This window comes from Pseudomonas sp. CHM02 (assembly GCF_000612585.1).
Lineage (GTDB): Bacteria > Pseudomonadota > Gammaproteobacteria > Pseudomonadales > Pseudomonadaceae > Aquipseudomonas.
Genome location: NZ_JFCA01000036.1, coordinates 64,813 through 81,443 on the forward strand (window position 1 = coordinate 64,813; position 16,631 = coordinate 81,443).

Here is a 16,631-nt window from a genome sequence, read left to right on the forward strand (position 1 = left end):
GCCAGGATTACTTCTTGAGGACGAGTTCGACCGGGGTCTCGATCACGCCGTCTTTGGAGTCGACCTTCTCACCCTTGACCAGCTTGAGCGCATTCTGGATACCGAACACGGCTTGCTGGGCAGCAGCCTGGTCAGCGGTCGCCAGCACACGGCCGTCCTGCAGCATCGGCTTGATGGCTTCGATGTTGTCGTAGCCCACGACCAATACCTTGCCGGCCTTGCCTGCCGCACGCACGGCGGAGACAGCGCCCAGGGCCATGTTGTCGTTACCGGCCAACAGGGCCTTGAGGTCCGGGTACTCGCTCAGCATGGCGGAAGCCACTTTCTGGCCCTGGTCAATTTCCCAGTTGCCGGATTGAGTGGAGACAATCTTCATGCCGGCAGCGTCCATCGCATCCTTGTAGCCTGCGGTACGCTGCTGGGCGTTGGTGGTTGTCGGTACACCTTCGATGATGCCGACCTTGTCACCCGATGCCAGTTGTTTGGCCAGGTAGTCGCCCACCAGCTTGGAGCCTTTGCGGTTGTCCGGGCCTACGAACGGAATGTCGAGGTTTTTGCTTTTAAGTACGTCCGGGTCCAGGCGGTTGTCGATGTTGACGACCTTGATGCCGGCGTCCGAGGCTTTCTTCAGCACGGTGACCAGTGCCTTGGAGTCGGCGGGGGCGATGACGATGGCGTTGACCTTGGCAAGGATCATCTGGTTGACGATGTCGATCTGCGCGCTGGTATCGGTTTCGTTCTTGATCCCGTTGGTGATCATGTCGAAGTCGGCGGCGTGTTCTTTCTGGTATGTCTTGGCACCGTCTTGCATGGTGACGAAGAATTCATTGGCGAGGGATTTCATGACCAGGCCGACCTTGGGTTTGGCGGCGGCGTCATCGGCAAATGCAGAGGAGAGAGGCAGGGCAGCGGATGCGGCGGCAAGCACAGCGACAGCAAGAAGACGTCCAGCGAATGGCAGCTTCATGGGTTCACTCCGATCTTATGATTATTGTGAGCAACGCTTGCACCGAAGAGCGCTTCGGCAGCCTTCCCACCCGGGTGGCTGATACGAGCTGTCACGATACTCCAGGAGTGTTCCGTGAAACATCTCGCAAACGTTTGCGTTATTCAAACTATGAGAACCTTGTCGAGATTTGTCAACGGTTGAAAACAGCCTTTCATCTACGCCCTCCAGCCCTTCCCTCTCGCCAGGCTACGTCGCCCATTAAACATTGCCCTCTCCCGGTCGTTCTCTAAAACGACAGGTTGCGCTGCATCACTCATGCAGATCCCAAGACCCGGCAGCCACCTTTTTCGGACATCCGAACGTCATGCAGTCCGATGTTCGGAAAGCCGGACGCCTGATTGATCGATCATCTCAAAAAATCACAATAATTTGTTATAAATCAATAATTTATTTTATATCTTCGAACACAATCAGCCTGGTACAAATCCTGCTCTACTCCATCACCTCGGGCATTCAGAACCGCCCGGGTGTTCTAGATGAACCGGCTACAGCACTCATCAAAAACCAGAGAGAAAAATAATGAAATCTGCACTGAAGACTTTTGTCCCGGGCGCGTTAGCCCTCCTGCTGCTGTTCCCTGTTGCCGCCCAGGCAAAGGAAGCTGAAACCAAGACCACGCTGTCCAACGTGGTGATTCTTGCCACCGGCGGCACCATTGCCGGCGCCGGCGCCAGTGCGGCCAACAGTGCCACCTACCAGGCGGCCAAAGTCGGCATCGAACAACTGATCGCCGGCGTTCCTGAGCTTAGCCAGATCGCCAATGTGCGTGGCGAGCAAGTGATGCAAATTGCGTCCGAAAGCATCAACAACGAAAACCTGCTGCAACTGGGTCGCCGTGTCGCCGAGCTGGCTGACAGCAAGGACGTGGACGGCATCGTGATCACCCACGGTACCGACACTCTGGAAGAAACCGCCTACTTCCTGAACCTGGTGGAAAAGACCGATAAGCCAATCGTGGTGGTCGGTTCCATGCGCCCAGGCACCGCCATGTCGGCCGACGGCATGCTCAACCTGTACAACGCCGTGGCCGTGGCCGGTAGCAAGGATGCACGCGGCAAAGGCGTGCTGGTGACCATGAACGACGAGATCCAGTCGGGTCGCGACGTCAGCAAGATGATCAATATCAAGACCGAAGCGTTCAAGAGCCCGTGGGGCCCGCTGGGCATGGTGGTTGAAGGCAAATCCTACTGGTTCCGCCTGCCCGCCAAGCGTCACACCCTGGATTCGGAGTTCGATATCAAGAACATCAAGAGCCTGCCTGATGTCGAGATCGCCTATGGCTATGGCAACGTGAGCGATACCGCCTACAAGGCCCTGGCCCAAGCTGGCGCAAAAGCCATCATCCACGCCGGTACTGGCAACGGCTCCGTGTCCTCCAAAGTCGTACCTGCCTTGGTGGAACTGCGCAAGCAAGGTGTACAGATCATTCGTTCTTCCCACGTGAACGCCGGCGGCATGGTGCTGCGCAACGCCGAACAGCCTGACGACAAATACGACTGGGTGGCTGCCCTCGACCTGAACCCACAGAAAGCCCGCATCCTGGCGATGGTCGCCCTGACCAAGACCCAGGACAGCAAAGAGCTGCAGCGGATTTTCTGGGAATATTGATTCCTGGTTTTTCCCCGTAGGTGCGAGCTTGCTCGCGAAGGTCGTTAACGATGACGCGGTCTGTCTGGTTTAACCCATCGCCCTCAAGCCTCTCGCGAGCAAGCTTGCTCCTACAACTCTCCTCCCCGGCTCCTACAAAAAATCGCCTGAATTGCTGTCAGACGAACTTCTTGAAGTTTAAGCAGTTGCGAAATCGCCTACAGTTAAATACTGTATGTGCGTACAGCTTATTAAGGAATACTCCGTGGCAAAGTCCTCTTCCGCAGTGCCAACCCTACCCGACGCCTACGAACGCCTGGCTATTCGTGTGCAAAAGATCATCAACTCGACCAACGCGCAGAAAGCCAAGGCGGCGTTGATCTTCCGTTTGCCGGATGAACCAGAGGATGAATGGGCGCGTTTGCTGGAAGAGATTGCGGAGAACGACAACGTCACCCTCGCCTATCGAGATGACGGTGGTGTGCAGATTTTCTGGGTTGTGCCGAAGGAAGATTGATTCAATGAGTGTCCGTTTTATCGCGGTGTGCTGCCTGTTTTTTGCCGTCACCGCCCAGGCCCAGGCTCCCCGTACGTTCAACGAAGCCAAGAAAGTCGCCTGGAAGCTTTACGCCCCACAATCCACCGAGTTCTATTGCGGCTGCAAATACACCGGTAATCGCGTGGACCTTAAAGCCTGTGGCTACATCCCGCGCAAAAATGCCAACCGCGCCGCGCGCATCGAATGGGAGCACATTGTTCCAGCCTGGCAGATCGGGCATCAGCGCCAGTGCTGGCAGGACGGGGGGCGCAAGAACTGCACGCGCCACGATGAAGTGTTCAAGCGTGCCGAAGCCGACCTGCACAACCTGGTGCCGAGCATCGGCGAGGTCAACGGCGACCGTAACAATTTCAGTTTTGGCTGGCTGCCGGTGCAAAGCGGGCAGTACGGTTCATGCCTGACCCAGGTGGACTTCAAGGCCAAGAAGGTCATGCCGCGCCCATCCATCCGTGGAATGATCGCCCGTACGTATTTCTATATGAGCAAGCAGTACGGCCTGCGCCTTTCCAAACAGGATCGCCAGCTGTACGAAGCCTGGAACAAGACCTACCCGGTGCAGGCCTGGGAGCGCCAGCGCAACCAGACCGTGGCATGTGTGATGGGACGCGGCAATGAGTTCGTCGGCCCGGTAAACCTGAAAGCCTGTGGTTGAGCGTGGGCGGGACCTCCGCCCATCCAAGCCGTTATTGCGCGGTTTTGTGCTCAATGACCTCTGACACCGTGTCGGTTTTCTTGGCGCGGGCCATCTTCTCGTTAAGTAACGCCTGCTTGGCCTCGGCCTCCGCCTTGGTGGCGAACGGGCCCAGCAGCACTTCGTCCTTACCGTCTACCTTCACGATATAAAAACTGAAACCATGCTCCAGCAACCAGGCTGTGAGGTCCGTGATCGCCTGCAACTTGTGGTCCGGCGGGCCTACCCACAAGTCCCATTCCTGGGCAGCAATCGCGCCGGTCTGAGGCTGGCTTTCGGTCACGGCGGGCTTGGTCCTGGGCGCATCGACGCTTTTGCCTTCACCGCAACCGGCCAATGCCAACACCGCAATTGCCATCGCTACTTTACGCACTGCCCTGCTCCTTCAAAGAGAAAGAGGCGACTTTATCATTCACTGTCTATTCTGGCCGTCATAAACATTGGCTTAAACAATGCGAATGATGTATCGCAGACCTGTATGATGCCGCCATGGGAATTAATGTCGCCTCTATGCGTCCTAAAAGAGGCAGTCACAGGGAAGCGCTTAGCAGTAAGCTACACACATCCGACACCTGCCCTGTCTGAAACATGTGTCCTTAAAAGTAATCAAGGAGAAGTCCATGCTTATACTCACCCGCAAAGTTGGTGAAAGCATAAACATCGGTGATGACATCACGATCACCATCCTGGGCGTCAGCGGCCAGCAAGTACGAATCGGCATCAACGCACCCAAGGACGTTGCCGTGCATCGCGAGGAAATCTACCAGCGCATCCAGGCTGGCTTGACTGCCCCGGACAAAAACCAGACGCCTTGAAGCTCTCTCAGTAGCCAGCCCTTTCGTTCACTGTAACGGCTGGCGAAAACGCCTTCGGACTGCTCTTGTCTTTGTTGCGTGACCGACACCGCCCATGTGTTCATCTTCATGGAAAGATGAAACTGTCTTCACGCCTGGAACTTGTTGTTTCATTCACAGCCGAATCTTCTGACTGACACTCAGCCATCCGTGTGCATTCAGGAGCACGTCGATGAGGTCTACCACCGCACCGCCATTTGCCTACAGGTCCTGGATGATCGCCTTGTTGATAGGACTGGTCTTCGTGGGGCTGGCCTATGGCTTGAGGTATGAAATGGAAGGCTCGACCTCTGCTGACCGCCACTCATGGCTGGACTTGGCGCTGCTGCTCTGTGGGTACTTGTTCCTGTTCTGCCTCAAACCCATTCAGAAATCCGTGCAGCGCAGATTGTGCCGGCGGACAACTGAAGAAACACGACGCTGATGTTCCTTATTCGCTATCAGATCACCGGTATTTACAGCGCCGCAGCAGGACCTATGCTTGGGCGTGCACGATCAGTAAGAGGCGCTTAAACAGATGGACACCCTGAGCAAATCAGAAATCGAATCAGCACTGGCAGCGCGCCTGCCCAGCTATCAGGTGACCTGCACGTTGCACGCAGACGGAACCCTTTCCGCCGTACTCAGCGGCCCGGAAACCGACCACTTTGCGATTACCGGGATCGTGCGCGCGCATTATCGCGGCGCTGAAGCAATCGCACGCCTGGCCAATGAAATACTCAGGGAGATGGTGCTGTCACGCCAGGGCATGAGGAACGATCGGATGCAGCCGCCCGATCCAGCCAGCGTAGAACAAGGCAGAGACCGGTAACGGGCTCGGCCTTTTCGTATCAGTTCGCCGCGTTCTGCACGGACAACAGGCCTTCCGCGTCGCGCTGTACGTTTAGCTGCTTGTACCCGTCAATCGAAGGATGTTCGGTAACCAACGGCGTGTGATGCGTCGAGGTCACGACCATCACGTCCGCCCCTGCGGCTTCTCCCGCACGGATGCCTACCGTCGCATCTTCGAACACCAGGCACTCCTGCACCGGCACGCCCAGGCGTTGTGCGCCCAGTACGTAGCAGGCAGGGTTCGGCTTGCCGATGGCAACATCTTCGGCCGTCACCAGCACCGCCGGCGGCGCAATGCCCGCTGCTTTCAGCCGACGCAACGCCAGCGCCCTGGGTGCCGAGGTGACCAGCGCCCATTGATCAGCCGGCAAACTGTTCAGAAACGTGACGGCGCCTGGAATCGCGACAACGCCCTCGACGTCATTGAGTTCTGCCTCGGTAATCCACTGCGCCTCAGCCTCGGGATCGACGCCGGGCAGTGCCTGACGGGTGATAGTGTCGATCGCGCGGGCGCCGTGAATGGTCCTCAAAAACGCCGGCACATCCAGGCCATGACGTTCGGCCCAGATGCTCCACACCCGCTCGGCGGCAGCAATGGAGTTGAGCAACGTCCCATCCATATCGAACAGAAAGGCACGGTAACGACGGTTGAATACGGCTGAACCTCGGATGGACACTGCGGGGCTTCCTCATGGGCGAAGACGAATGATAGGCCCACTGCAATCTACGGATCACCTCGGCGCTTGTAAACGCCACCGACACGATTGCATTACAGCTTTGTAATCAAGCGGTAAGTCTTGTCACCCCCCTCACTTCATACAGTGGAGTCGTCAGTCACCCACATCGGATGACGCCACTTCCTACTGATGAAAAGGGTCCACCCTCATGAAACCTGCAAGCAAACTCTGCCTGATCGCCGCCAGCCTGCTGATGCTGGGCACTGGCACCGCCATGGCCGCCACCGTCGCGCCGGTCAAAGCCAATAACGTGGTGCTGGTGCACGGTTCCTGGGCCGACGGTTCGAGCTGGTCCGAGGTGATCACCCGCCTCCAGGCCGCCGGCCTGCACGTCACTGCCGTGCAGAACCCGCTGACTTCGGTGGCCGATGATGTCGCCGCCACCAACCGCGTGCTGGCCCAACAAGATGGCCCTACGGTGCTGGTCGGCCATTCCTACGCCGGTACCGTGGTGAGCGACGCCGGGGTGAACCCGAAAGTCAGCGCCCTGGTGTACGTAGCCGCACGTGCACCGGACGCCAATGAAGACTTCGTCGCCCTCTCGGCCAAGTACCCGACCATGCCTGTGCGGGCCGGTGTGGAAGATCATGACGGCTACCTCACTCTGAGCCAGGACGCCTTCCTCAACTACTTCGCCGCCGATGTGCCGCGCGCCAAGGCCCTGGCGCTGTATGCCGTGCAGCAACCCATCACCAAGACCCTGTTCAGCGGCCGCACCGTCAATGCCGCCTGGCACACCAAACCGTCCTGGTACGCGGTGTCGGCGAATGACCAAACCATCAATCCAGACCTGGAGCGCTTCCTCGCCAAGCGCATGAACGCCACCACCATTGAGCTGCCTTCGAGCCACTTGTCGCTGGTGTCTCACGCCAAGGAAATCACCGACCTGATCCTCGAAGCGTCTGGCCGCCAGCCCTGAAAACACTGCATTACAAACTTGTCATCATCCTGTTGGTTGGCTGTTCGGGGCGCCTGGTTACTGTGAACTCACTGCCACGACCTGGCAGCCAACCCTTTAAGAGAGATTCCACCATGAAACTGTTTATCCTCGGCTTTGCTGCTTTGCTCGCTACCGGTTCCGTGTTTGCTGCTGAACCTGTAATCCACGACAAGACCGGCTTCTTCGTACACCTGGACGTGGCCAAAGTGCTGTCGAGCACCGACACCTACGGCCAATGCGGCATCGTCCCGGCGCGCCTCGACTACCTGGACAGCCAGGGCCGCGAACATGTGCTGGACTACCAGGTACAGGGCATCGGTTGCGCCAGTGACAATTGATCGGGCTACACTTGCGCCACGCATTGAGACAGGGCACTTCCCATGAACATTCTCGTAGTCGAAGACGAACCCAAGGCCGGCAATTACTTGCTCAATGGCCTGCAGGAGCTGGGCTACTCCGTCAGCCTCGCCCGTGACGGCGTGGACGGCTTGCACCAGGCCCTGGAAACGCCGTTCGACGTGATCGTGCTGGATGTGATGATGCCGAAAATGGACGGCTGGGAAGTGCTGCGCCGCCTGCGCAAGGAAGCCGATACTCCAGTGCTTTTCCTGACGGCCCGAGATGACATTGCCGACCGCATCAAGGGCCTGGAACTGGGCGCCGATGATTATCTGATCAAGCCCTTTTCCTTCGCCGAACTGGTAGCACGCTTGCGAACTCTGACCCGCCGCGGGCCGAGCCGGGAAGAGGAGCAGTTGCAGATCGCCGACCTGCAGATCGACGTACTCAAGCGTCGCGTCACCCGCGCCGGTACCCGCATCACCCTGACCAACAAGGAATTCGCCTTGCTGCATCTGTTCGCGACCCATCAGGACCAGGTGCTCTCCCGCTCACTGATCGCGTCGCGCGTGTGGGACATGAACTTCGACAGCGACACCAACGTGGTCGACGTGGCCGTACGGCGCCTGCGCTTGAAAATCGACGACCCTTTCCAGCTCAAGCTGATCCACAGCGTGCGTGGCATCGGCTACCGCTTCGATACCCAGCCATGAACAAACGTCGTCATTACTCCCTGACCCTGCGCCTGGCGCTGATCTTCGCCCTGCTCGCCTTCGCCTTGCTGGCGACCCTCGGTGTGGCGCTGTATCGGGAACTGGAGCGGGAATTGATCATGCGTGACGACGCGGCCTTGATCTACCGCATCGATCAATTGCGCAACCTGCTCAATGACAGCAACACCCTGGACCTGATCAAGACCAAGCCGGAGCTGTTCCAGAACATGCTGAGCAACCGTGAATCGGTGCTGAGCATCGCTGCGCCCGGGCAAAAGCCGTTGCTGACGGTCAATCCTGGCAACATCGACCTGCCCTCCGTGCCACCCGTCCCCAAGCACCACGAGCTGACGTTCGCCGACGTACACCATTTCCCCAGCATCAATGGCGTACCTTTCGCCACTGTGGCCGCGTCCATCGACTCCGGCGACCTGGGCAGTCTGCAAGTCACCACGGGGCGCCTGATGACCGAGCGTACCGCGGTGCTCGCCAGCTATCGCCTGAGCGTTTATATCCTGGCAAGCATTGCCGCCATCATTCTGGCCGTGGTCGGCTACCTGCTGGTTCATCGCGGGCTTTTGCCGTTGCGACGCCTGGCCCGGCACGCCCAGGGCATCGGCGTCGGCAACCTCGCAGAACGCCTCGACAGCCACGGCGCACCGAAAGAGCTGCTACCGATGATTGACTCGTTCAACACCATGCTCGAGCGGCTGGCCAAGGGTTTTGTACAACTGGGCCAGGTATCCACCGACATGGCCCACGAACTGCGCACGCCCATCAATAACCTGCTGGGAGAAACCCAGGTCGCCCTGCAACAACACCGCAGCATCGAGAGCTATCAGCAACTGCTGGCGTCCAATGTCGAAGAACTGGAGCGCCTGGCGAGGATGCTCGACAACATGCTGTTCCTGGCCCGCACCGATCCGGCCAGCGCCCTGCGTCAGCGCCAGGAACTCAGCGCAGCGGATGAGGTGGAACGCATCGCCGAGTACTTTGAAGGCTTGGCCGGTGACGTGGACATCAGCATTCAGGCCGAAGGTGAAGGGGTGATCTGGGCGGAGCCGATGCTGCTGCGCAGAGCCCTGGCGAACCTGTGTGCCAACGCCATCAAATACGGTGCGCCAGGTACTGAGCTGCAGATCCGCGCAGTTCCGAGCGCCGAGGGCATTCACCTGCGGGTCGGCAATCGGGGTGAAACCATCGCCGCCGAGCATCTTCCACGGCTGTTCGAACGCTTTTACCGGGTGGATGAGTCACGGGAACGTTCGGCGCAGTCCAATGGGTTGGGGTTATCGATCGTGGCAACCATCATGCAACTGCATAACGGGCGGTACAGTGTGAGCAGCGAGGCCGGGGTGACGTGTTTTGAGTTGTTCTTTCCGAAACGGGAAGACTGAGCGGTAAACCCCCGGTGTTATTTTGCAAAGGTTTGTCGCTTACCGTTGGACTGACGCCACGCTAGTCTCTCTTCCCAAGGGGCTCAAGGCAGAGCCGGCAGAGGTCAAAAAACGGAGATTCGGGAATGGAAATACGATTAGGTTTACTGGAAAAGGGGCTGGCTGAAATGAATGAGAAGCTGATCACCGTTTCGAGCAAGGCAGACGCCATGGATAAGCACTTTGCGTCCAAGGCAGACCTGGCAACCACTGAACTGAACCTTATCAAGTGGTACGTGGCAACCGCATTCGCAATGACAGGCCTGGCTTGCGCCATCACCTTCGGGCTCACCCGACTGTTTGCCATTTGAGAAGCGTCGGGCCGGTCAACTGACCTGCCCGCCTGCATCCTTGACATCCTCAGGTGCTTGCCATGCCATCAGCACAGCCGCGTGCAATCCCGTCACTATCGCACCCAGCGCCATCGAGGGCCGCTGCAACCCCATCACCTGCTCCGGCAGCAACGGTACATGGATAAATCCACTGCGCACGCCCGACCCTGCGAGCGCATGCTGCAATAGATAAAACACCTGGTTACACACAAACGTCCCCGCCGTCTGCGATACCGAGGCCGCGATTCCCGCTTCGCGCACGGCCTTGACCATCGCCTTGATCGGCAACGTCGTGAAGTAGGCGGCCGGCCCATCAGCCACGACTGCCGTATCGATTGGCTGGTCGCCGAGGTTATCGGGAATGCGTGCATCGTTGATATTGATCGCCACCCGCTCGACGGAGATATCGCTACGCCCAGGTCCCAGGCCAGTAGCGATCACCATTGCCGGGCGCAACTCGTCGATCAAACGGGTCAGGCACTCGCCCGCGGTGGCAAATGCACAAGGCAGTCGACGCGCAACAATCTGTGCATCGCTTCCCAGTTGCACGCCATCCAGTTGGCGCACCGCTTCCCAGGAGGGATTCACCGGGTCTTGATCAAAGGGTTCGAAACCCGTCAGCAGTACGATTTGCATCCTGGCCTCACATCAGCAGGTAAAGCAGCACAATATTGACCACCAGCATCATCAACGCGGTTGGCAACTGGGCCTTGATCACCGCGTTCTTGTCCGGCAGCTCGAGCAACGCCGCCGGTACGATGTTGAAGTTGGCGGCCATCGGGGTCATCAGGGTACCGCAGTAGCCGGAGAACATGCCGATCGCCGCCATCACCGCCGGATTACCGCCATAGATACCCACCAACACCGGCACGCCGACGCCGCCGGTCATCACCGGGAACGCCGCGAAGCCATTGCCCATGATCACCGTAAACAATGCCATGCCCAGCACGTAGACCATCACCGCCACCAACTTGAAATCCAGGTTGATATAGGTGGTGGTGACATGTGCGACAGCCGTGCCGACCCCGGCTTCGTTAAACAGCAAACCCAACATCGCCAGCATTTGCGGCAGCACCATCGCCCAGCCAAGGGCCTCAGTCAGGCGACGCGATTCGCGCAAGGCTTGCACCGGTGTATCGCGGGTCAGCCAGCAGGCCAGGCCAAGGGCGATCAGGCAGCCGATGCCGAGGGAGACGAAGGTGGTGTTTTTCGGGTCCAGCAGCGGTACGCCACCGATCTCGGTGTGCTTGAGCAATACCGAGCCGATCACCGTGGTCAGCGGAATCGCCAGCGCCGGAATAAACAGCTTGTGGCCCAGGCGACCGGCACTGGCACGGGATGCCTTGTCGTGCAACTCGGCATGCGTGCCACGGCCGACACCGCCCATGCCCGCGATCAATGCCATCACCACCACGCCCGCGCCGATGACGACCGACGGCAGACGCTCACCGATCAAAAACGGAATGGCAAACAACAGCCAGAACAGTGCACTGGACCAGCGCTTGGGATGAGTGCGGTCCATCAGGATCATGCCTGCGGTGATCAGCAGCAGAACCCCGGCCAGCCAGTACAGGTATTGAATGGAAATGATCATTGCACGGCCTCCACAGCGGAGACGGCAGGCGTCATCTCACGGGTGAGCCTTCGGTCAAACCGATGCAGGCGGATCGCGTGAATGATGAAGGCGCAGATCGCCGTAGGGATCCCCCACACCGCAATGTGCAGAGGCTCCACGTCAATCCCGGAACCGAGCAGGAAGGTGTGCATCAATGCGATGGCGCCAAAGGCGACAAAAATGTCCTCACCAAAAAACAGGCCGACGTTGTCCGTCGCGGCGCACATGGCCAGTACCTTGTGACGCAGCTTGTCCGGCAGCTTGCCATAGCGCTTTTCTGCCGCGCCCTCGGCCATCGGTGCCAGCAACGGACGCACCATCTGCGGGTGCCCGCCCAGGCTGGTCAAGCCCATGGCGGCCGTGGATTCACGCACAAACAGATAGATGATCAACAAGCGCCCCACCGTGGCCCGTTCGAACCGTGCAATCCAGTTCTGCGCATGCAGGCGCAACCCGTGGCGCTCCAGCAGGCCGATGACCGCCAGGGGCAACAACAGAATCAATTGCAGGGCACGGGTCTGAAGGAAGCCATCGCCCATGGTGGCGAGGATTTTTTCCAACGGAAAATGGGCGGCAAGCCCGGTGGCGATAGCGGCGGCGGTGACCACCAACAATGGGTTGAAGCGCAAGACGAAGCCAACCACGATCACAAGTACGCCGATCAACGGCCATAAGTTCACAACAGTTTGCATGGCGATGAGGTCCTTAAGTGCGCGCTGCGGCGCCATTACAGCAGGATGTGAATAAAGGGTTCACAGCAAGAAGTGGCGTGCAGTCGGCTCGGTTTTTTATTGTTGACCCGAAAGGTCGAGCGTCAGTGGCGGCAACTTTGCTGCCTGGGGGCGGGAGGTGTCCAACAAGAAAAATTGTTGCTGCGAACCAATAAATTTTGTCGGTGATTGAACCGCGCGAATGTAACGAGATATGGACAGACCCGCAGGGATTCGCGCATCTTGGCGCCGCCTGCTTTATCGCTATGTCGCCGGTGCGCTGGTCGGTAACACCTGGGCGCTCTCCCGCGCCGACTATTCCGACCTGAAATCCGGCGAACCGATCGGCACACGCACCTACGACACGTCGCCCTCCGCCTGGGAAGGCTATTGCCTCGGCCATGACGCAGAACAGGTACAGGCGATTGCCAAGCAGATGATCAGCGATATCAAGAGAACCAAGGCCAAGTAAATCGCCACCGTGGCGAAAACGCGTGTTCTCATTCGGGTTCCTGATGTTTTTGCTGTTGGTGGCGATAGTTGAACTGCTGCTGCAGATTTTTCCTGGTGCTAGCGGCTGAGACTGACGCCCGGTATTGTCAGGCCCAAGCGACCTTCACTGAACAAGGGCCAGCACCGGTGACTTCACCCACTTCAGATCCCTGCGCCGACACCAACCTCAGCGTACAAACCCGGCTGATTGCCCTGGTGGTCGCCGTGACCTTCTTCATGGAGAACCTCGATGCCACGGTGATCGCCACGGCCCTGCCGACCATGGCCTCCGCCTTCGGGGTGACACCGGTCGACATGAACATCGGCATCACCGCCTACATTCTTGCTGTGGCGATCTTCATCCCGCTGTCCAGCTGGATCGCCGACCGCTTCGGCGCACGCCGAGTCTTTGCTGGCGCGATCATCGTGTTTACCCTCGCCTCACTGCTGTGCGGGCTGAGCCAAAGCCTTGAAATGTTCGTGTTCGCCCGTGTCCTGCAAGGCATCGGTGGCGCGTTGATGGTGCCTGTGGGGCGTTTGGCAGTGCTGCGCAATACCGATAAAAAAGACTTGGTAAAAATGATCGCGATCATTACCTGGCCCGGGCTGGTGGCGCCGATTCTCGGACCATTGGCCGGCGGCTTGATCGTCACGCATGCCTCGTGGCCATGGATCTTCTACGTGAACTTGCCGCTGGGCGCCCTGGCACTGGCCGCCGCGCTGTGGCTGGTGCCCGAAGGCCGCGAGGCCAGCGTGCGCAAGTTCGACGCCAAGGGCTTTGTGTTGCTGGCAGGCGCCTGCATGGCGCTGTTGGGTGGGCTGGAATGGCTGGGCAGCCAGGCTGGCGAAAGGCTCATCCCCGGCGCCGGGCTGGTGACGGCGGGCTTGCTGCTGTCGGTGTGGGCCGTGCACCATTGCCGGCATTACTCCGACCCGTTGTTGCCGCTGGAAACCCTGTCCATTAACACCTTCCGCGTCAGCATCTACGGCGGCTCACTGTTCCGCCTCGCCATCAGCGCCCTGCCCTTCCTGCTGCCGCTGCTGTTCCAGGTTGCCTTTGGCTTATCCCCGGTGGATGCGGGCTTGTTGGTGCTGGCGGTATTCGCCGGCAACCTGGCGATGAAGCCCTTTACCACCGCCATCATGCAGCGCTTCGGGTTTCGCAAGGTGCTGTTGGTGAACGGGGTGATCGGCGTGGTGTCGATCGCGGCCTGCGCGTTGTTCACGGTACAGACGCCGTTTGCAGTGATTGTGGCGGTCTTGTTTGTGGGTGGCCTTTCACGCTCGATGCAGTTCACCTGCTACAACTCGATTGGCTTCGCGGACGTGCCCAAAGCCCGCATGAGCGAAGCGTCGGCCTTGTTCAGCATGTCGTTCCAACTGGCCATGGGCATGGGCGTGACGGTGGCCGCATTGTTGTTGCGCGCATCCATGACCATGCAGGGGCATGAGGTTCAGGCCCAGGTTGCGGATTTTCGAGTGGCGTTCATCGGGGTGGCGCTGCTGGGGGTGTTGGCGCTTGTGGATGTGTATCGGCTGCCGACACAAGCTGGGGAAAGTGTGCTGAAGCGAGGTTGAGCAAGAGATTGGCAAATCACGGACAACAAAAAAGGGCCCACCTTTCGGTGAGCCCTTCCAGACCGCCCAGCAGAGCGGATTTTGTTTGGTAGGCGCGATTGGACTCGAACCAACGACCCCCACCATGTCAAGGTGGTGCTCTAACCAACTGAGCTACGTGCCTGCTGTGAGGCGGCATTCTACGGAATTCCGGAGGGGTGTCAACATCTTTTTTGCAGCTAACCCTATGAATATGCGAATTTTTTATTTGCGCGGGGCACACCCGTGGATTTCGGGTGGCTGGCAGGCAATTTTCAACTCAGGTAGGATCGCAGCACTCGTAAAAAATATAAAACAGAGGTTCCAGGATGGCGAACACCCCCTACCCCCAGTCGTATTACGCCGCTTCCGCGAATGCCGTGCCGCCGCGCCCAGTACTGCAAGGCGAAGTCGAAACCGATGTGTGCGTGATTGGCGCCGGCTACACCGGCCTTTCCAGCGCGCTGTTCCTGCTGGAGAACGGTTTTCGCGTGACGGTACTGGAAGCCGCCAAGGTGGGTTTTGGCGCCTCGGGCCGCAACGGCGGGCAGATCGTCAACAGCTACAGCCGTGATATCGATGTGATCGAGCGCAGCGTCGGCCCCAAGCAGGCGCAACTGCTGGGGCAGATGGCGTTTGAAGGCGGCAAGATCATTCGCGAGCGGGTCGCCAAGTATCAGATCCAGTGCGACTTGAAGGACGGCGGTGTGTTCGCCGCACTTAACAGCAAGCACATGGGCCACTTGGAGTCGCAGAAGCGCCTGTGGGAACGCTACGGCCATACGCAACTTGAGTTGCTGGACGAGCGCCATATCCGCGAAGTGGTGGCCTGTGACAACTATGTCGGTGGTTTGCTGGACATGAGTGGCGGCCACATCCATCCGCTCAACCTTGCACTCGGCGAAGCGGCCGCCGTGGAATCCCTGGGTGGCACGATCTACGAACAATCGGCAGCAGTGCGTATCGAGCGCGGCGCCAACCCGGTGGTGCATACCGCCGAGGGCAAGGTCAGGGCCAAGTTCATCATCGTCGCGGGTAACGCCTACCTGGGCAACCTGGTGCCAGAGCTGGCAGCCAAGTCAATGCCATGCGGCACACAGGTGATCACCACCGCGCCGCTGGGCGATGAATTGGCCAAGACGCTGTTGCCGCAGGATTACTGCGTAGAAGACTGCAATTACCTGCTCGACTACTACCGCCTCACCAGCGACAAGCGCCTGATTTTCGGCGGCGGCGTGGTGTATGGCGCACGCGACCCGGCGAACATCGAGGCGATCATCCGTCCGAAGATGCTCAAGGCGTTCCCGCAGCTCAAGGATGTGAAGATCGACTATGCGTGGACCGGCAATTTCCTGCTGACCCTGTCGCGCTTGCCGCAGGTGGGCCGCCTGGGCGACAACATCTACTACTCGCAGGGCTGCAGCGGCCATGGCGTGACGTACACGCATCTGGCGGGCAAGGTACTGGCGGAAGCCCTCAGAGGACAGGCAGAGCGTTTTGATGCGTTTGCCGACCTGCCGCACTACCCGTTCCCGGGCGGGCAATTGTTGCGCACGCCGTTCGCGGCGATGGGCGCCTGGTACTACGGCCTACGCGACAAACTGGGGTTCTGACCCGAAACCTGTAATTGGATGGACTCGCCCAAGCCGAGGCGTCTGTGCGCCACGGTGGCATTCTTATAGAAGCCAACGACAGCGAGGGCGAGACCATGAAAAAGCATACGACGATCAATCAGTCTTTGTCAGCAGATGTATTTGCATGCACCACAGTTGCCGTAGACCTTGCCAAAAGGGTCTTTCAGGCGGCTGGGGAAGATGCGCTCGGCCAAGTGATATTTGAGGAACGAATCAAGTCCCGTGAGGCGTTTCAGGCGTTTCTCAATAAGCTTCCGGTAAGCGTGACCGTATTGGTGGAAACCGGGCCCGGCGCTCAAGCATGGGCGCGGTTGCTGCAAACGCAGGGCAATCCCGTTCGTATTCTGCCAGCCCAGCTTGTTGCCAATCATCGCAGCGGCCCGAAAAACGATCGCAACGATGCGCTGGCTATTTTGCGTGCCGGCCGCGATTGCAAGATTCTAGCTGTTCCGGTCAAGAGTGCTGCGGCGCTGGCGATGCAGGCTTTGCACCGGGCTCGACAGGGATATGTAAGGCGTCGCACTGCCATAGGCAATCAGATGCGCGGCTTACTGTT

The 16,631-nt window shown here is 59.1% G+C and carries 20 protein-coding genes, 1 tRNA gene and 1 pseudogene; 15 read left to right on the forward strand and 7 right to left on the reverse strand.

Features of this window, described 5'->3' with window-relative positions; translation table 11 throughout:
• Positions 1 to 7 precede the first annotated feature (7 nt).
• The gene (locus BM70_RS0121135; RefSeq protein ID WP_025857840.1) at positions 8 to 967 is read right to left on the reverse strand and encodes a sugar ABC transporter substrate-binding protein; all 960 of its coding nucleotides are present in this window, start codon (positions 965 to 967) and stop codon (positions 8 to 10) included.
• A gap of 561 nt (positions 968 to 1,528) precedes the next feature.
• Between BM70_RS0121135 and BM70_RS0121140 the strand changes: the two genes are divergently transcribed.
• From BM70_RS0121140 to BM70_RS0121150, 3 genes are all read left to right on the forward strand, one after another.
• The gene (locus BM70_RS0121140) at positions 1,529 to 2,617 is read left to right on the forward strand and encodes an asparaginase (protein WP_025857841.1); all 1,089 of its coding nucleotides are present in this window, start codon (positions 1,529 to 1,531) and stop codon (positions 2,615 to 2,617) included.
• A gap of 244 nt (positions 2,618 to 2,861) precedes the next feature.
• Complete coding sequence (locus tag BM70_RS0121145) at positions 2,862 to 3,113, forward strand: DUF1654 domain-containing protein (protein WP_025857842.1); 252 nt, start codon at positions 2,862 to 2,864, stop codon at positions 3,111 to 3,113.
• A 4-nt stretch (positions 3,114 to 3,117) separates the two neighbouring features.
• Positions 3,118 to 3,807 (forward strand): endonuclease, encoded by a 690-nt coding sequence (locus tag BM70_RS0121150; RefSeq protein WP_025857843.1) that lies wholly within the window; start codon positions 3,118 to 3,120, stop codon positions 3,805 to 3,807.
• A gap of 31 nt (positions 3,808 to 3,838) precedes the next feature.
• On the opposite strand, the gene BM70_RS0121155 is transcribed toward BM70_RS0121150, so the two are convergent.
• The gene (locus BM70_RS0121155) at positions 3,839 to 4,204 is read right to left on the reverse strand and encodes a hypothetical protein (protein ID WP_043274313.1); all 366 of its coding nucleotides are present in this window, start codon (positions 4,202 to 4,204) and stop codon (positions 3,839 to 3,841) included.
• Positions 4,205 to 4,466: 262 nt separating this feature from the next.
• Between BM70_RS0121155 and csrA the strand changes: the two genes are divergently transcribed.
• The 3 genes from csrA (at position 4,467) to BM70_RS0121170 (ending at position 5,511) form a co-directional block, all read left to right on the forward strand.
• On the forward strand, positions 4,467 to 4,661 hold the full coding sequence (csrA, locus tag BM70_RS0121160; protein ID WP_003192511.1) for a carbon storage regulator CsrA: 195 nt from the start codon (positions 4,467 to 4,469) through the stop codon (positions 4,659 to 4,661).
• A gap of 211 nt (positions 4,662 to 4,872) precedes the next feature.
• Positions 4,873 to 5,124 carry a hypothetical protein gene (locus BM70_RS0121165; protein ID WP_025857845.1) on the forward strand — a complete coding sequence of 84 codons (252 nt, stop codon included), beginning with the start codon at positions 4,873 to 4,875 and terminating at the stop codon, positions 5,122 to 5,124.
• Positions 5,125 to 5,217: 93 nt separating this feature from the next.
• On the forward strand, positions 5,218 to 5,511 hold the full coding sequence (locus BM70_RS0121170; protein ID WP_025857846.1) for a hypothetical protein: 294 nt from the start codon (positions 5,218 to 5,220) through the stop codon (positions 5,509 to 5,511).
• Between the two features lie 19 nt (positions 5,512 to 5,530).
• On the opposite strand, the gene BM70_RS0121175 is transcribed toward BM70_RS0121170, so the two are convergent.
• A complete protein-coding gene (locus BM70_RS0121175; protein WP_025857847.1) occupies positions 5,531 to 6,208 on the reverse strand; it encodes an HAD family hydrolase in 678 nt (225 codons plus the stop codon).
• A gap of 208 nt (positions 6,209 to 6,416) precedes the next feature.
• Between BM70_RS0121175 and BM70_RS0121180 the strand changes: the two genes are divergently transcribed.
• The 5 genes from BM70_RS0121180 to BM70_RS0121200 all read left to right on the forward strand — a co-directional run bounded on the left by BM70_RS0121180 (position 6,417) and on the right by BM70_RS0121200 (position 10,007).
• The gene (locus BM70_RS0121180) at positions 6,417 to 7,187 is read left to right on the forward strand and encodes an alpha/beta fold hydrolase (RefSeq protein WP_025857848.1); all 771 of its coding nucleotides are present in this window, start codon (positions 6,417 to 6,419) and stop codon (positions 7,185 to 7,187) included.
• 113 nt (positions 7,188 to 7,300) lie between these two features.
• Positions 7,301 to 7,546, forward strand: coding sequence for a DUF2790 domain-containing protein (locus tag BM70_RS0121185; protein ID WP_025857849.1), 246 nt, complete (start codon positions 7,301 to 7,303; stop codon positions 7,544 to 7,546).
• A 42-nt stretch (positions 7,547 to 7,588) separates the two neighbouring features.
• Complete coding sequence (locus tag BM70_RS0121190) at positions 7,589 to 8,260, forward strand: heavy metal response regulator transcription factor (RefSeq protein WP_015884955.1); 672 nt, start codon at positions 7,589 to 7,591, stop codon at positions 8,258 to 8,260.
• Positions 8,257 to 9,657, forward strand: coding sequence for a heavy metal sensor histidine kinase (locus BM70_RS0121195; protein WP_025857851.1), 1,401 nt, complete (start codon positions 8,257 to 8,259; stop codon positions 9,655 to 9,657). The genes BM70_RS0121190 and BM70_RS0121195 overlap by 4 nt, the downstream gene beginning before the upstream one ends.
• A gap of 125 nt (positions 9,658 to 9,782) precedes the next feature.
• Complete coding sequence (locus tag BM70_RS0121200; protein ID WP_025857852.1) at positions 9,783 to 10,007, forward strand: hypothetical protein; 225 nt, start codon at positions 9,783 to 9,785, stop codon at positions 10,005 to 10,007.
• 15 nt (positions 10,008 to 10,022) lie between these two features.
• Here the strand turns inward: BM70_RS0121200 and pcp are convergent, their stop codons facing one another.
• The 3 genes from pcp to BM70_RS0121215 are packed head-to-tail and all read right to left on the reverse strand — an operon-like array spanning position 10,023 to position 12,335.
• Complete coding sequence (gene pcp, locus BM70_RS0121205) at positions 10,023 to 10,664, reverse strand: pyroglutamyl-peptidase I (protein ID WP_025857853.1); 642 nt, start codon at positions 10,662 to 10,664, stop codon at positions 10,023 to 10,025.
• 7 nt (positions 10,665 to 10,671) lie between these two features.
• Positions 10,672 to 11,622, reverse strand: coding sequence for a DUF979 domain-containing protein (locus BM70_RS0121210; RefSeq protein ID WP_025857854.1), 951 nt, complete (start codon positions 11,620 to 11,622; stop codon positions 10,672 to 10,674).
• Complete coding sequence (locus BM70_RS0121215) at positions 11,619 to 12,335, reverse strand: DUF969 domain-containing protein (protein WP_025857855.1); 717 nt, start codon at positions 12,333 to 12,335, stop codon at positions 11,619 to 11,621. The genes BM70_RS0121210 and BM70_RS0121215 overlap by 4 nt, the downstream gene beginning before the upstream one ends.
• A 280-nt stretch (positions 12,336 to 12,615) precedes the next feature.
• On the opposite strand from BM70_RS0121215, the pseudogene BM70_RS31455 reads away from it, so the two are divergent.
• A pseudogene (locus BM70_RS31455) lies at positions 12,616 to 12,825 on the forward strand (hypothetical protein); the annotation flags it as partial.
• A gap of 167 nt (positions 12,826 to 12,992) precedes the next feature.
• Entirely contained in the window at positions 12,993 to 14,423 is a 1,431-nt protein-coding gene (locus BM70_RS0121225; protein ID WP_025857856.1) for an MFS transporter, read from the forward strand.
• Positions 14,424 to 14,509: 86 nt separating this feature from the next.
• Here the strand turns inward: BM70_RS0121225 and BM70_RS0121230 are convergent.
• Positions 14,510 to 14,586 (reverse strand) — tRNA-Val (locus BM70_RS0121230).
• Positions 14,587 to 14,770: 184 nt separating this feature from the next.
• On the opposite strand from BM70_RS0121230, the gene BM70_RS0121235 reads away from it, so the two are divergent.
• Positions 14,771 to 16,054 (forward strand): FAD-binding oxidoreductase, encoded by a 1,284-nt coding sequence (locus tag BM70_RS0121235; RefSeq protein WP_025857857.1) that lies wholly within the window; start codon positions 14,771 to 14,773, stop codon positions 16,052 to 16,054.
• A gap of 95 nt (positions 16,055 to 16,149) precedes the next feature.
• Positions 16,150 to 16,631 (forward strand): transposase (locus tag BM70_RS0121240; RefSeq protein WP_025857858.1); only part of this gene is annotated, 482 nt, incomplete at its 3' end.

Excerpts from the sequence above, each read along its gene's own strand:
- BM70_RS0121135 (WP_025857840.1), bottom strand. The coding sequence starts at position 967 with ATGAAGCTGCCATTCGCTGGACGTCTTCTTGCTGTCGCTGTGCTTGCC.
- BM70_RS0121140 (WP_025857841.1), top strand. The coding sequence starts at position 1,529 with ATGAAATCTGCACTGAAGACTTTTGTCCCGGGCGCGTTAGCCCTCCTG.
- BM70_RS0121150 (WP_025857843.1), top strand. The coding sequence starts at position 3,118 with ATGAGTGTCCGTTTTATCGCGGTGTGCTGCCTGTTTTTTGCCGTCACC.
- BM70_RS0121155 (WP_043274313.1), bottom strand. The coding sequence starts at position 4,204 with ATGGCAATTGCGGTGTTGGCATTGGCCGGTTGCGGTGAAGGCAAAAGC.
- csrA (WP_003192511.1), top strand. The coding sequence starts at position 4,467 with ATGCTTATACTCACCCGCAAAGTTGGTGAAAGCATAAACATCGGTGAT.
- BM70_RS0121165 (WP_025857845.1), top strand. The coding sequence starts at position 4,873 with ATGAGGTCTACCACCGCACCGCCATTTGCCTACAGGTCCTGGATGATC.
- BM70_RS0121170 (WP_025857846.1), top strand. The coding sequence starts at position 5,218 with ATGGACACCCTGAGCAAATCAGAAATCGAATCAGCACTGGCAGCGCGC.
- BM70_RS0121180 (WP_025857848.1), top strand. The coding sequence starts at position 6,417 with ATGAAACCTGCAAGCAAACTCTGCCTGATCGCCGCCAGCCTGCTGATG.
- BM70_RS0121185 (WP_025857849.1), top strand. The coding sequence starts at position 7,301 with ATGAAACTGTTTATCCTCGGCTTTGCTGCTTTGCTCGCTACCGGTTCC.
- BM70_RS0121190 (WP_015884955.1), top strand. The coding sequence starts at position 7,589 with ATGAACATTCTCGTAGTCGAAGACGAACCCAAGGCCGGCAATTACTTG.
- BM70_RS0121195 (WP_025857851.1), top strand. The coding sequence starts at position 8,257 with ATGAACAAACGTCGTCATTACTCCCTGACCCTGCGCCTGGCGCTGATC.
- BM70_RS0121200 (WP_025857852.1), top strand. The coding sequence starts at position 9,783 with ATGGAAATACGATTAGGTTTACTGGAAAAGGGGCTGGCTGAAATGAAT.
- pcp (WP_025857853.1), bottom strand. The coding sequence starts at position 10,664 with ATGCAAATCGTACTGCTGACGGGTTTCGAACCCTTTGATCAAGACCCG.
- BM70_RS0121210 (WP_025857854.1), bottom strand. The coding sequence starts at position 11,622 with ATGATCATTTCCATTCAATACCTGTACTGGCTGGCCGGGGTTCTGCTG.
- BM70_RS0121215 (WP_025857855.1), bottom strand. The coding sequence starts at position 12,335 with ATGCAAACTGTTGTGAACTTATGGCCGTTGATCGGCGTACTTGTGATC.
- BM70_RS0121235 (WP_025857857.1), top strand. The coding sequence starts at position 14,771 with ATGGCGAACACCCCCTACCCCCAGTCGTATTACGCCGCTTCCGCGAAT.